13 protein-coding genes are annotated in these 13,541 nt (G+C 57.4%); all 13 read left to right on the forward strand.

Features of this window, described 5'->3' with window-relative positions; translation table 11 throughout:
* Window positions 1-456: 456 nt before the first annotated feature.
* Window positions 457-963, forward strand: a complete 507-nt coding sequence (locus PGS25_RS08735; protein WP_270418318.1) for a MarR family winged helix-turn-helix transcriptional regulator — start codon at window positions 457-459, stop codon at window positions 961-963.
* Window positions 963-2,693, forward strand: coding sequence for an ABC transporter ATP-binding protein (locus PGS25_RS08740; protein WP_270418319.1), 1,731 nt, complete (start codon window positions 963-965; stop codon window positions 2,691-2,693). The genes PGS25_RS08735 and PGS25_RS08740 overlap by 1 nt, the downstream gene beginning before the upstream one ends.
* Complete coding sequence (locus PGS25_RS08745; RefSeq protein ID WP_442865252.1) at window positions 2,693-4,618, forward strand: ABC transporter ATP-binding protein; 1,926 nt, start codon at window positions 2,693-2,695, stop codon at window positions 4,616-4,618. The genes PGS25_RS08740 and PGS25_RS08745 overlap by 1 nt, the downstream gene beginning before the upstream one ends.
* Window positions 4,619-4,892: 274 nt before the next feature.
* Window positions 4,893-7,247, forward strand: coding sequence for a SpoIIE family protein phosphatase (locus tag PGS25_RS08750; protein WP_270418320.1), 2,355 nt, complete (start codon window positions 4,893-4,895; stop codon window positions 7,245-7,247).
* 57 nt (window positions 7,248-7,304) lie between these two features.
* Window positions 7,305-7,565, forward strand: coding sequence for a hypothetical protein (locus PGS25_RS08755; RefSeq protein WP_118647868.1), 261 nt, complete (start codon window positions 7,305-7,307; stop codon window positions 7,563-7,565).
* A gap of 117 nt (window positions 7,566-7,682) precedes the next feature.
* Window positions 7,683-8,192 (forward strand): DedA family protein, encoded by a 510-nt coding sequence (locus PGS25_RS08760; RefSeq protein ID WP_158574603.1) that lies wholly within the window; start codon window positions 7,683-7,685, stop codon window positions 8,190-8,192.
* A gap of 150 nt (window positions 8,193-8,342) precedes the next feature.
* Entirely contained in the window at window positions 8,343-9,326 is a 984-nt protein-coding gene (gene dusB, locus PGS25_RS08765) for a tRNA dihydrouridine synthase DusB (protein WP_270418321.1), read from the forward strand.
* 32 nt (window positions 9,327-9,358) lie between these two features.
* Complete coding sequence (locus tag PGS25_RS08770) at window positions 9,359-9,973, forward strand: RNA polymerase sigma factor (RefSeq protein WP_110435214.1); 615 nt, start codon at window positions 9,359-9,361, stop codon at window positions 9,971-9,973.
* Complete coding sequence (locus PGS25_RS08775; RefSeq protein ID WP_270418322.1) at window positions 9,966-10,919, forward strand: anti-sigma factor family protein; 954 nt, start codon at window positions 9,966-9,968, stop codon at window positions 10,917-10,919. The genes PGS25_RS08770 and PGS25_RS08775 overlap by 8 nt, the downstream gene beginning before the upstream one ends.
* 502 nt (window positions 10,920-11,421) lie before the next feature.
* Window positions 11,422-11,733, forward strand: coding sequence for a 30S ribosomal protein S10 (gene rpsJ / locus PGS25_RS08780; protein ID WP_054326972.1), 312 nt, complete (start codon window positions 11,422-11,424; stop codon window positions 11,731-11,733).
* 126 nt (window positions 11,734-11,859) lie between these two features.
* Entirely contained in the window at window positions 11,860-12,555 is a 696-nt protein-coding gene (gene rplC / locus PGS25_RS08785) for a 50S ribosomal protein L3 (protein WP_117491440.1), read from the forward strand.
* An 18-nt stretch (window positions 12,556-12,573) separates the two neighbouring features.
* Window positions 12,574-13,197: a 50S ribosomal protein L4 gene (gene rplD / locus PGS25_RS08790; protein ID WP_117491403.1), complete on the forward strand. Its 624-nt coding sequence runs from the start codon at window positions 12,574-12,576 to the stop codon at window positions 13,195-13,197.
* The gene (rplW, locus tag PGS25_RS08795) at window positions 13,197-13,490 is read left to right on the forward strand and encodes a 50S ribosomal protein L23 (protein WP_110435211.1); all 294 of its coding nucleotides are present in this window, start codon (window positions 13,197-13,199) and stop codon (window positions 13,488-13,490) included. Before rplD ends, rplW begins: the two co-directional genes overlap by 1 nt.
* Window positions 13,491-13,541: the final 51 nt, after the last annotated feature.

A 13,541-nucleotide genomic window follows, 5' to 3' on the forward strand; every position in this document is an offset into this window, starting at 1 on the left:
GAGATTATATTTAGCGGAGTGTAAAATTCGTAGGTGCCGTCTACGGCCACCGGATCAACAAGTTGCGCAACACTGTTGTGTTGCGCCTGCGTAGACCCAACCGGCTGTGTAGCAGTACGTTATCTGTGAACTGCGAATATGTCGAGAAATGGGCGCACACTGTGCGCCCCTACGGCAGAGTAACCCGACTGCCGTTCTCATATTTTTCGAAGCAGTCGCCGGTCTCTGGTATGCGTCAGGTTAAGAAACAAAAGGAAGTGGGAGTTAAGAGGGTAGAAACCATTGGTGTCTACCCTCTTGCCCCTCGCCGTGGGTACGGCGCGCCCGCTGGGCAGGCGAGTTAGCTTCGCTTTGCAAGCGATTACTCCTCGAAATGTGAACATTTCGTGAAACCCGTTGACATTGCCGAGTGACGGTGTATAATATGTTAGCAAGCTAACAGTAAGGAGGCTAACAATGGATTGTTGTGACCATAATGCATGCTGCGGTCACTCGAACGACCGCATCGGTGCAGAAATCGGCATGCTGCATAATCTGCTTCGGCGGCAGATGGCGTGTATGACCGAAAAGACTGCGAATGCAGCGAATGTGACCGGTATGCAGGCGATGATCGTCCATCACCTGATTATGCATGAAAAGCAGGGCGATATATTCCAGAAGGATCTGGAAAACGCGTTCCGGATGCGCCGCTCGACCGCAACGGGCATACTGCAGCTGATGGAGCAGCACGGCATTATCCGCCGTGAGCCGGTGGAGCATGACGGCCGCCTGAAACGTCTGGTGCTGACCGAGCAGGCTCGTGCGATGGATAAGCGCATTGGCGAGCGCATGGAGCAAATGGAACAGCTTCTGCGGCAGGGCATCACCGAGGACGAGCTGAAGGGCTGGTTTGCGGTCTGTGAAAAAATCCGCTCCAATCTGGAGCAGTACCAATGCAATATGTGCAGGGAGGGACAGAAATAATGATAAAACGACTGCTGAAAAGTGTGCGTGAGTTCAAAAAGGACGCGCTGCTCACGCCGTTTTTCGTTGTGCTCGAGGTCGTGATGGAGGTCATCATTCCGCTGGTCATGGCGCTGCTGATCGACAAGGGCATTGACGGGCAGGATATGGCCGCTATTTGGAAATACGGCATCATCCTCGTTGCGTGCGCCATGCTCGCGCTGGTGTTCGGCGCGGCGGCCGGCACCTTTGCGGCAAGAGCCTCAACCGGCTTTGCCCGCAATCTGCGTCACGATATGTACTACAATGTGCAGAATTTCTCGTTTTCCAACATTGATAAGTTCTCCACCGGTTCGATCGTCACCCGTCTGACCACCGACGTTACCAACGTACAGAACGCCTTCCAGATGTGCACCCGCATTGCGGTGCGCTGCCCGGTCATGCTGGTCTTTGCGCTGTTTATGGCGATGAAGATCAACAGCAGGATGGCGCTCGTATTCCTCGCGGTGCTGCCGATTCTGGCGATCGGTATGGGTATCCTGATGAAGGTTGTCGGTCCGGTCTTTGAGCGTGCATTCAAGATCTACGACCGCATGAACACAGTCGTACAGGAAAATGTGCGCGGCATCCGCGTTGTTAAGACCTATGTTCGTGAGGATCACGAGACCGAAAAGTTTGAGGGCGTTTCCGGCATGCTGTACCGCACGTTCTCCAAGGCGCAGAAGACCATGGCAGGCGTTATGCCGCTGATGCAGTTCTGCATGTACGCGTGCATGCTGCTGATTTCGTGGTTCGGCGCGCGTCTGATCGTCGGCGGCTCGATGACCACCGGCGAGCTGACCAGCATGTTCTCCTACGCGATGCAGATCCTGATGAGCCTGATGATGGTAGCGATGGTTTTCGTTATGATCACCATGGCCAAGGCGAGCGCAGAGCGTGTTGCCGAAATCCTCGATGAGCAGCCCGACCTGCACAATCCCGCAAACCCGATTCACGAGGTCAAGGACGGCGCGATCGAGTTCGATGACGTTTCCTTCAGCTACAAGGGCGATGAGCGCAAGCTGGCGCTCAAAAACGTCAACCTGCATATCAAGGCCGGTCAGACCGTCGGCATTCTCGGCGGCACCGGTTCTGCGAAGTCTACGCTTGTGCAGCTGATTCCGCGCCTGTACGATACCACGCACGGCACGGTCAAGGTCGGCGGCGTGGATGTCCGCGATTACGATATCGAGGCGCTGCGCGATCAGGTTGCCATGGTGCTCCAGAAGAACGTGCTGTTCTCCGGCACGATCAAGGAAAACCTTCGCTGGGGTGACGAAAACGCCTCGGATGCGGAACTCGAGCGCGTATGCAGACTGGCACAGGCGGATGAATTCATCCAGCAGATGCCGGATAAGTACGACACCCACATTGAGCAGGGCGGCTCGAATGTTTCCGGCGGTCAGAAGCAGCGACTCTGCATTGCGCGTGCGTTGCTGAAAAAGCCGAAGATCCTCATTCTTGATGACTCGACCAGTGCGGTCGATACCAAAACGGATGCGCTCATCCGCAAGGCATTCGCGGAGGAGATCCCGGACACGACCAAGATTATCATTGCACAGCGCGTTTCCTCTGTGCAGGATGCGGATCAGATCGTCATTCTCGACGGCGGCACCGTGCAGGCTGTCGGCACACACGATGAGCTGCTCGCAGCCAACACGATCTATCAGGAAATCTACAACCAGCAGAACAGAAAGGGCGGTGAGGAATAATGGCAGGACCTCAGATGCGCGGACCCGGCGGCCGCAGAGGCATGATGGGCGGAAAGCGCAGCAAAAATCCGAAAAAGACGCTCGGACGTCTTATGAAATACATTCAGAGGGGTTACGGCGTACAGTTTGTGGTTGTACTCATCTGCATTCTGCTGTCGGCTGTGGCAAACGTGGCAGGCTCCATGTTCCTCAAAAGCCTGATCGACGACTATATTTCTCCGCTGCTGCTGCAGGCATCTCCGGTGTTTACCGGTCTGCTGCATGCGCTGATGAGCATGGCGGTGATCTATCTCATCGGCATTGCGACTACGTTTGTCTACAACTGGCTGATGGTCAGCATTTCGCAGGGTGTGCTCAAAAAGGTGCGTGACGAGATGTTCGCGCACATGCAGAAGCTGCCGATTCGTTACTTCGATACGCATACCCACGGCGATCTGATGAGCCATTTCACCAACGATACCGATACGCTGCAGCAGATGCTCAGCCAGTCCGTGCCGCAGATGTTTTCCTCGGCGATGACCATTATCTCGGTGTTCATCGGCATGCTGGTGACGAATGTATGGCTGACGCTGTTCGTACTGCTCGGCGTGTGCGTCATGCTCAAGGTGGTAAAGAAGCTGGGCGGTCAGTCCGCGAAGTACTTCCTCGAGCAGCAGAAGTCGCTCGGCAGGGTCAACGGCTATATCGAGGAAATGATCAACGGCCAGAAGGTCATCAAGGTGTTCTGCCACGAGGAAAAGTGCAAGGAGCAGTTCGATGCGCTCAACGATGAGCTGCGCGAGAATGCTGCGAGCGCGAATACCTTCGCAAACATCCTCATGCCGATCATGATGAACATCGGCAACCTGCTGTACGTTCTGGTCGCGGTCGTCGGCGGCGCGCTGGCGCTGTCCGGCGTGGTCGGAAACAGCATCACCATCGGCGTTATTGCATCCTTCCTGCAGCTGACCAAGTCGTTCACCCAGCCGGTAACGCAGATTTCGCAGCAGTTCAATTCCATTGTTATGGCGCTCGCCGGTGCCGAGCGTATCTTTGAGCTGATGGACGAGGAGCCTGAGGTAGACAACGGCTACGTTACTCTCGTCAACGCCAAGTACGACAAGAACGGCGAACTCGTTGAAACCCCGGAAAAGACCAACATCTGGGCGTGGAAGCATCCGCACGAGGACGGCACCACCACCTACACGCAGGTCCGCGGCGATGTCCGCTTCTTCGATGTGGATTTCGGTTATAACCCGGATAAGATCGTCCTGCACGACATCACGCTGTACGCCGAACCCGGTCAGAAGGTCGCGTTCGTCGGTGCAACCGGCGCGGGCAAAACGACCATCACCAACCTGATCAACCGTTTCTACGACCTTGCGGACGGCAAGATCCGCTACGACGGCATCAACATCAACAAGATCAAAAAGGCCGATCTCCGCCGCTCGCTCGGCATCGTGCTGCAGGATACCAACCTGTTTACCGGCACCATTCGCGATAATATCCGCTACGGCCGCCTTGACGCGACCGATGAGGAGGTCGAGGCAGCGGCGCAGCTTGCCAATGCGGACGACTTCATCCGCCGACTGCCGGACGGCTATGATACTGTCATCGACGGCGACGGCGGCAGTCTGTCGCAGGGCCAGTGTCAGCTGCTTTCCATCGCGCGTGCGGCTGTTGCCGATCCGCCGGTTATGATTCTTGATGAGGCGACCAGCTCGATTGATACCCGCACGGAGTCCATCGTGCAGGCCGGCATGGACAGCCTCATGTACGGACGTACGGTGTTCGTTATCGCGCACCGCCTGTCCACGATTCAAAACGCAGACGTTATTATGGTGCTGCAGCTCGGCCATATCATCGAGCGCGGCAATCATGAGCAGCTAATTGCGGAACACGGCAAGTATTATCAGCTCTATACCGGAGCGTTTGAATTAGAATAAGTGCTTTCTGCTCGAAACCTGCAGAATCAGAACCCGAAACGAAGATTTCGGGTTCTTTTTTGTGCGCAGAAACAGAAAAACCGCCGGCGGCGGTCTATCGGTCGGGCTTCTGCGGCAAAAGAGCCGCTTGCCGCACTTTGCCGTCGTTTTACGCGCTCGAAAGTTGGAATATGCGCTTAATTTTTTTCAAAACGCAATTTCCGCTGTTATTTCCCGCCAAGCGGCACGCCTGCGTTGGGATATACTGGGAAAACAGCAAGGGAGGCGTAACGAAATGGATAAACAAAGGGCAAGGCGGTCCGCGTCGATACCGGTGCGGATCGGGCATGCGGCAGCATGGGCTGCCGGATTATGGAAACAGGAGCATCTGCGGACGCTCATCACAGGCGCACAGCGATTCGTGCTGTGTGCGGTGCTGGCACAGGGAACCATCCTCGGCGGGTACATGCCGTTCGGACTGGCGATGACGGCGGCCTTGATGGCTCGAGGAGCAGGACTGTCGGCACTCGGCGGTCTGGTGTGCGGCGTCATGCTGCGCGGCGACGGATTCCACGGCGGCATTTACGCCGCGGCAGCGCTGCTGGTGCTGTGCGTGATGAGCGTGTGCGCCGGTCTGCGCGTGATGTCTGAGCGGTGGTTTGCGCCCGGTGTGGCAACGTTTGCAAGCGCGGCGTGTACATTCGTGTTTCTGCCGCTCGGCGCAGAGCTGACCGCACCGGCGGTGCTGACATTCCTGCTCGTGCAGGGCATCACGTTCGGCGTGTGCTGGATGTACGGCGCGGCCTTTGCACCGCCGCGCGACGAAAACGACTGGCGCAGACCGGTAACGCTTTTGGTGCTGACCGCGACCGTGCTTTTATCGCTTTCGGGTATCAATCTGTTCGGCGTGTTCGCTCCCGCGAGAGCGGGTGCGCTGCTGCTCGTGCTGGCGGCGGCGTATCTCGGCGGACCGGCGGCGGGCGCGGCAGCCGGTGTTGCGTTCGGCGCGGCAATGGATCTCAACATCGGCTACGGAGCCTTGTTCACCTGCTGCTATGGCCTGTGTGCGCTCGTTGCCGGACTGTTTCATGACAGCGGCCGCGGCTGGTTTTCGGTCTGTGCACTCGGCGGCGGACTGTGCGCGGCTATGCTCGGCGTGGAGCATCCGCTGTTCATTCCGCTGCTCACAGAGCTGTTCTGCGCAGTCCTCATGTTTGCGGCGCTGCCGCCCTTCGTGTGGGAGGCCATCCGGCGCAGCCTGCTGCCGGATACTCTGATGGGCGAAGCCGCCAGTCAGCGCGTGCGGCGGCTGGCGGGCACCTGTGCGACCGAGGCGGCGCAGGCGTTCTACGAGCTGTACCTTGCTATGCTGCATGGCGTCAGCGAGGGCAAAGCCGCCGGAGACCGGAATATTCGGGCGGTATTCGACTACGCGAGCGACCATGTCTGCAAAAACTGCATGCTGTGTACGCAGTGCTGGCAGCGGGACTATGTGAGCACGCTGGCGGCTCTCAATGATGTGACCCAGCCGATGCTGCAGCGCGGACGAGCGGAAATGAGCGATTTTCCCTATCATTTTGCGGCACGGTGTGCGCGCCTGCCCGAGCTGATGCGCGCCATCAACAGTGCGCTGTTTGCGCTGCGCGAGCGTGAAAGCCTTCGGCGGCAGCAGGAGGAAAACCAGAGCCTGCTTGCCAGGCAATACGCAGGCATTACGGACATTCTTCGGCAGCTTGGCGCGGAGGTCACGCAGGATGAAACGGCGCAGCCGCTGATGGAGCGGCAGGTGCGCCGGTATGCGGCAGCGTTCGGATGGATCGACCGGGTGTGCGCGGTGCGGGATTCGCAGGGCAGGCTGACCGTTGAGTTATACGGCGAGGGCATTGACGACATCATGAAGCAGGGGGACGGCTTTTCAGCCGGTCTGTCGGCGCTGCTGGGCGTGACGCTGACCGCACCGGAGAAGAAAAAGGGCAGCCAGGGCATCCACGTTGAGATGCACGAGCGGGCGCCGTACCGTGCGGTGGTCGGCATCGGCCGTCAGCAGAAGGAGGGCGCGTCGGTCTCGGGCGACAACGCGTGCTACTTTCTCACCGATACAGGAACGGCGTGCCTGCTCCTGTCGGACGGCATGGGCTCGGGTGCCGCCGCGTCGCGGGACAGCCGCATGCTCATCACCTCGCTCGAGCGGTTCCTGCGTGCAGGCATTTCGGTCGGAGACGCGCTGCACGCGGTCTCTCCGGCGCTGCGCCTGCGGTCGGACGGCATGCGCTTCACCACACTGGACGCATTCACGCTCGACCTGTTCAGCGGACGCGCGGAAAACCTCAAGTGCGGCGCCGCACCGACCTACATGCGGTTGAACGGCCGGTGGACTATCCTGCCGGGCACGGCGCTGCCCATCGGTCTGGCGGAGGAGGACGAGCTTGGCGACGCCGTGCCGCTGCAGATGAACGATGGCGACATTGTGGTTCTGCTCTCGGACGGCGTGACCGACGGCACGGACGATAAATGGGTGCGGCAGCTGCTTATCGCGCATGCAGGCGACAGCCCAAAGGAGATCGCGGCACAGCTTGTGAACGAGGCGAAAGGCCGCGGACATGATGACGACCGAACGGTAATGGTCATGAAAATCGAAAAGCTGGAATGAGACTGGTATAAAATCACGAAAGAGGGGAATGATGGAACAAAGAGAGGAGGAATCTGTATGGTACGAGGCGTCAGCCGCCGCGTCATTGTCGTCAAGCCGGAGCAGCCGGCATTGTTCGAGCAGGCTATTTTCCTTGTGCGGGACTACAATGCGCCGCGCGGCGACATGGTGCGCGAGGCCTGCCGCATCGCAAACAGCTATCTGCCGCGCAGACGGCGGTCGAGAAGAAAGGCGGACGGTCTTTCTCTGCTGGCCGGATTCTGCACAGGCGCACTGCTCATCGGCACTATATGGGCGCTGACGGCGCTCGTTTTGTAAACAGATTATAAAATGAGCGGCCGTTCTCTTGTACCCTCCGGTTTTGGTTGGTATACTATAGTATACAGACGGAAATTTCGGTTTTCGTCTACTATAGATCAAACGGAGGCGGCTATTATGACGGCCGAAACCTTTTTTCAGCTGTTCAACCAGTACGGACTGATCCTGGTCTGTGCCGTGGTTTTCTGCGAATATATGAACCTGCCCGGATTTCCGGCAGGCGTTATCATGCCGTGCGTCGGTGTGCTGATTGCCCGGAGCGAGCTGTCGCTGCCGCTGACGGTTTTTCTGAGCGTGATCGCCGGTGTGCTCGGCAGTCTGGTCATCTACGCCGTGTGCTACTGGGGCGGCGAACCGGTGATGGAGAAGCTGTTCGGCAGGAGCAAGAAATTTAAGTCGCTCGTGCGTAAATGCCACGAATTTATCGACGCACAGCATGGGCGCGGACTGGCGATCATCCGTGTGATCCCGTGTATCCGCACCATTGTTTCCATTCCGGCCGGACTGCTCCGGATGCCGGTCAAGTGGTTCGTCGGCTGGTCTGCGGCAGGCATTGCCGTGTGGAATACCGCACTGATCTCGTTCGGCTATTTCTTCAGCGAGAAGATCCTCAGCATGGTCATGTAACCGAATATATCGACAGGGTAAATCCTCGGATTTACCCTGTTTTTGCGTTTTTTGGTCGGAAAATGGGTGAATCCATTCTGTAAGTTGCATTTGCAGTCGTGTTATGGTAAAATATACACCGTTATATAATGTATAAGACGGAGGAACGATATGCAGATCGGCAACGTAACAATCAACGGAAAACTGGCGCTTGCACCGATGGCAGGCGTGACCGATCTTGCATTCCGCCATATCTGCCGGGAGCACGGCGCGGCGCTGACCGTGACCGAAATGGTCTCCGCAAAGGCGCTGTGCTATCAGGATAAGAAAACGCCGCGTCTGCTTGAACTGGGGGCGGACGAGCGTCCGGCGGCTGCCCAGATCTTCGGGCACGAGCCGGACACGATGGCTGAAGGCGCAAAACTCGCACTGGAGAAATCCGGCTGTGATATCATCGACATCAACATGGGCTGCCCGGCGCCGAAGATCGTGAACAACGGTGACGGCTCCGCGCTGATGAAGGAGCCGGAGCTGGCATCCAAGGTGATCGCAGCGGTCGTAAACGCGGTCGATGTGCCGGTAACGGTCAAGTTCCGCAAGGGCTGGGATGAAAAGAGCGTCAACTGTGTGGAATTTGCCAGAATGGCTGAGCAGTCCGGCGCGGCAGCGATCACGCTGCACGGACGCACGCGCTCGCAGCAGTACAGCGGCACCGCCGACTGGGATGCGATTCGTGAAGTCAAGCAGGCGGTTTCCATTCCGGTGTTCGCCAACGGAGATGTGGCCGAACCCGAGGACGCGGTCCGCATTCTCGCACACACCGGCGCGGACGGCGTGATGATCGGGCGCGGTTCGCTCGGTGATCCGTGGCTGTTCGAACGGGCGAATGCACTGCTCGAGACCGGCATCTGTCCGGCGCTGCCGCCGTTCGCGGAGCGCATTGACACGGCCGTGCGGCAGATTGAGCTTGCCGCCGAGCAGAAGGGCGAGCATATCGCCATGCTTGAGGCACGCCGACACGTTAACTGCTATCTCAAGCGGGAAAGCGGTGTCAAGATGTTCAAGAACCGCATTTGCGCACTCACCAAGCTGAGTGACCTGTATGAAATCGCAGACGAACTGAAAGCCTTCGTTTCGGCGAAGGAGAATGTATAATAATAAGGTAAGAGAAAGAGAGGGGAGACGCAGTGGATGACAAGCATATTGTGGCGCAGGCGCGGCGCGGCGAGCTTTCCGCCTTTGAGGAGTTGGTGACGCGCTACGAAAAGCGCGTGTATGCCATCGCGCTGCGCTCGTCCGGCTCGCCGGAGGATGCCGCAGATATCACGCAGGAGGTTTTCCTTCGGGCATGGCGTTCGATGAAGGACTTCCGCGGGGACAGCGGCTTTGCGACCTGGCTGTTCCGCATCACGATGAACCAGTGCGTCGATTACGCGCGGCATAAGCAGAGCCAGCCGCCGACGCAGCCGCTCGTGCAGGGCGAGGATGACGAGGAACGCGAACTGCCGCTTCCGGATACGGCTCCATCTCCCGAAGAACACCTGGAGAACAGCGAGCTGGGACGCGAGCTTGCCGCCGCGCTCGATGAGGTGAGCGACGAGCACCGCAGAATCGTCCTGCTGCGGGACGTTTCCGGCATGAGCTATACCGAGATCGCTGAGATACTCGAGGTCAGCGAAGGCACGGTAAAGTCGCGGCTGTCACGCGCACGAATCGCTTTACGCAAAATTTTACTCAAACGAGGGAACCTTTTTCATTTGCCTTCGTCTAAAGATATGGAAGGAGGCGAGGAGCATGAATGAGGAGGAATATTTTGAACAGCTTTGCTCGAACAGTGTGGACGGAACCCTGACCGATTCCGAAAAGCAAAAGCTGGAAGAGCATCTGGCAGAGTGCCCATCGTGCGCCGCGCTGAAAGAGGATCTGAAGCAGATGCACAGTATGCTGGCGGTGGACGAAACCGAGCCGCCGACCGGACTGCATGACAGCATTATGGAACGTCTGCGGCAGGAGGAAACCGTTCGGGTGGTCGCGCCGCAAAAGCCGATGCGCCGTCTGCCGGCGTTTACGATGGTGGCCGCTGCGGCGGTTGTCGTGCTGGTCGTGCTCGGCGGCGGACTGATGCCCGCGTTCAGCACGGTAGGCAGCGGCAGCACGACGGCAGCGGATTCCGCTTCGGCGGACGCAGGAGATTGCACGATGAACGGCGGTATGCAGGATGAGATCGAGCAGTCCGTACAGAGGAATACCGATACGTCGGACAGCGGAGCATCGAATTCAAGCGTGCAGCAGAGCGGCACGGCTTCGCAGAGTGCGAACGACAGCGCATACAGCGGACAGAATGACACCGGCGAGGACTCTGCGGCGAATGCGCAGAGCGATGCGGGCGTTGATGCCGAGCAGTATGCAGACAACGATCAGTCGATTGCAGCGCCTGAGCCGATTATTGAGAAGTCGGTACAGGTGCAGACCAGTCCGGTGCTCACGCTCCCGCAAAGCCTGCACGGCACACACACTGCGTACTGCTATGTGGCCATCGGCGGCGGCAGCCTGCCGGATATTGATGGTGAGCTGCTCGCGCAGGAGAACGGCGTTTCGTGGTTCCGGCTGGACAACAGTATGGAAACGCTCGAAAAGACTCTGCAGACAGTAGAACGGGCGGGCTGCACGGTGACTGCCTATGATAAGGTCGATCTGACGATCGACAGCCATGCAGATTCGTGGATCTTAGCGGTTGTTGCCGGTTGAGATTGGGCAAAACAGACCTGAAACGAGGGTTTTCGGGTCTGTTTTTGTGCATAACGCGAAAAATTCCGATTTCAACAAAAAATCGCTGAAAATTTTGTGCAAACACTTGACTTTTCTCCGAAAGTATTGTACTATGTATAAGAACTTGCGAGAGCAAGTCAAAACGCGATGATACCGGAGATTGCTGCTATGAGCAGGTAACTTCGGTGGAGTAGGTCCGACAATCGGGCGGTTGAGATAACTGCTATCAGCTGAATTCAGATATTCAGCAAAAACGCAATGTTCATGCGTAAATTCGGGACTCGCGGCGCGTGCGCCGTCAAGCCGATGGTTTGAACCACTTACGTTTCTTATCGTGACCGGATTGTTGCGCTGCGGAGTCAGTGCGCCCGGTTATTTTCATGCCCGTTGCGTGATACGCACGGCGGAGTTGCAGTTTCTCTCCGTAGCGAGTCAAAACATTATTTAATGTATGGCACACATACGAGGAGGAAATTCCACAATGGCAAACGCACAGAAGATTCGCATTCGCCTGAAGGCGTATGATCACGAGCTGATCGACCAGTCCGCAGAGAAGATCATCGAGACCGCTAAGCGCAACGGCGCTAAGGTTTCCGGCCCGATCCCGCTGCCGACCGAGAAGCAGATCGTTACCATCCTGCGTGCTGTTCACAAGTACAAGGATTCTCGTGAGCAGTTCGAGCGCCGCACCCACAAGCGCCTGATCGACATCATCAACCCGAATCAGGCTACCATCGAGGCTCTGACCACTCTCGACCTGCCGGCTGGCGTCGAGTTCGAGGTTAAGCTCTAATTTAAGTCAACAAGCTGACCGGATTAACCCACCGGCGGTTTGAAGCCCTGCCGCGACACGCGCGGCGAGGTCATGTTGGCGGTCAAATGCCGTCAACCAATAACCTTTAAGGAGGAAAAACAAATGCTGAACAAAGCAATCATCGGCAAGAAGGTCGGTATGACCCAGATCTTCAATGCTGACGGCAAGGTTATCCCCTGCACCGTAATCGAAGCAGGTCCTTGCGTTGTAACTCAGCTCAAGACCGAAGAGAAGGACGGCTACAATGCTGTACAGTTCGGTTTTGAGGATGTTAAGGAAGCTCGCCTGAACAAGCCCCAGAAGGGTCACCTGAAGAAGGCTGGCGACTCCCTGAAGAAGTACCTGAAGGAGTTCCGTTTTGAGGACTGCACTCCGTTCCAGCTCGGCGATGTTGTTAAGGCTGACATGTTCGTTACCGGCGATTATGTTGACGTTACCGGCACTTCCAAGGGCAAGGGCTACGCTGGCGTAATCAAGCGCTTCAACGCATCCCGCCTGAAGGAAACCCACGGTACCGGCCCTGTACACCGCCATGCGGGTTCTATGGGCGCTTGCTCTGATCCGTCCAAGATCATGAAGGGCAAGATGATGCCGGGTCACATGGGCGCTGAGCAGGTTACTGTTCAGAACCTGGACGTTGTAAAGGTTGACGCTGAGCTTAACCTGATCGCCGTTTGCGGCGCAGTTCCGGGCCCGAAGGGCGGCATCGTAGTGCTGAAGAACACCGTTAAGAACAACAAGGTTGCCAAGGGCGAGGCTGGCATCAGCAAGAACCCGCAGAAGGCTTCCGCAAGAAAGTAAGGGAAGGAGGAGCAAATCATGCCTACAGTAGCAGTTTTTGATATGACCGGTAAGAAGACCGGCGAGATGGAGCTGAACGCGGCTGTTTTCGGTATTGAGCCGAACATGACCGTTGTACACGCTGCAGTAAAGAATTATCTGGCTAACCAGCGTCAGGGCACTCAGTCCACGCTGACCCGCGCCGAGGTTCGTGGCGGCGGCATCAAGCCGTGGCGTCAGAAGGGCACCGGCCGTGCTCGTCAGGGTTCTATCCGCTCTCCGCAGTGGACCCATGGTGGTATTGCCCTCGGCCCGAAGCCCCGTTCCTACAACTACAGCCTGACCAAGAAGACCAAGCGTCTGGCTATGCTGTCCGCTCTGTCTGCAAAGGCAGCAGCAGGCGAGATCATCGTAATCGATGGCCTGGATATGGGCGAGATCAAGACCAAGTCCTTCGTTGGTTTCCTGAACGCAGTTGAGGCAACCGGCAAGAGCCTGGTAGTTACTCCGGAAGTTCGCGTAAACGTAGTTAAGTCTGCGGCAAACATCCCGGGCGTACGCACCACGATCGCGTCTACCCTCAATGTATACGACATCCTCAATGCTGACAAGTTCATCATCGACAAGGCAGCAGTTGAGAAGCTGCAGGAGGTATACGCATAATGAAGTACGCATACGACATTATCAAGAAGCCGATCATCACCGAGCGTTCCATGATGGGCGCACAGGACAACAAGTACACCTTCGAAGTAGCGATCGATGCCGGCAAGGTAGAGATCAAGAAGGCTGTAGAGGAGATCTTCGGCGTTAAGGTTGCCAAGGTTAACACCATCAAGCTGCCGGGCAAGTGGAAGCGCATGGGCGTTCACGTTGGCAAGCGTTCCGACATCAAGAAGGCGATCGTAACCCTGACCGCTGACTCCAAGAAGATCGAGATCTTCGAGAACATGATGTAAAAACCACTTCGGCTGCTAAGGCGAGCCTGAGTGTTCCCGCGAAGCGGGTTT

The sequence above is a fragment of the Butyricicoccus sp. AM78-15b2TA genome (genome assembly GCF_027665985.1).
Lineage (GTDB): Bacteria > Bacillota > Clostridia > Oscillospirales > Butyricicoccaceae > Agathobaculum > Agathobaculum butyriciproducens.

Excerpts from the sequence above, each read along its gene's own strand:
- PGS25_RS08750 (WP_270418320.1), top strand. The coding sequence starts at position 4,893 with ATGGATAAACAAAGGGCAAGGCGGTCCGCGTCGATACCGGTGCGGATC.
- PGS25_RS08735 (WP_270418318.1), top strand. The coding sequence starts at position 457 with ATGGATTGTTGTGACCATAATGCATGCTGCGGTCACTCGAACGACCGC.
- PGS25_RS08740 (WP_270418319.1), top strand. The coding sequence starts at position 963 with ATGATAAAACGACTGCTGAAAAGTGTGCGTGAGTTCAAAAAGGACGCG.
- rpsJ (WP_054326972.1), top strand. The coding sequence starts at position 11,422 with ATGGCAAACGCACAGAAGATTCGCATTCGCCTGAAGGCGTATGATCAC.
- PGS25_RS08745 (WP_442865252.1), top strand. The coding sequence starts at position 2,693 with ATGGCAGGACCTCAGATGCGCGGACCCGGCGGCCGCAGAGGCATGATG.
- rplD (WP_117491403.1), top strand. The coding sequence starts at position 12,574 with ATGCCTACAGTAGCAGTTTTTGATATGACCGGTAAGAAGACCGGCGAG.
- dusB (WP_270418321.1), top strand. The coding sequence starts at position 8,343 with ATGCAGATCGGCAACGTAACAATCAACGGAAAACTGGCGCTTGCACCG.
- PGS25_RS08755 (WP_118647868.1), top strand. The coding sequence starts at position 7,305 with ATGGTACGAGGCGTCAGCCGCCGCGTCATTGTCGTCAAGCCGGAGCAG.
- PGS25_RS08760 (WP_158574603.1), top strand. The coding sequence starts at position 7,683 with ATGACGGCCGAAACCTTTTTTCAGCTGTTCAACCAGTACGGACTGATC.
- rplW (WP_110435211.1), top strand. The coding sequence starts at position 13,197 with ATGAAGTACGCATACGACATTATCAAGAAGCCGATCATCACCGAGCGT.
- PGS25_RS08775 (WP_270418322.1), top strand. The coding sequence starts at position 9,966 with ATGAATGAGGAGGAATATTTTGAACAGCTTTGCTCGAACAGTGTGGAC.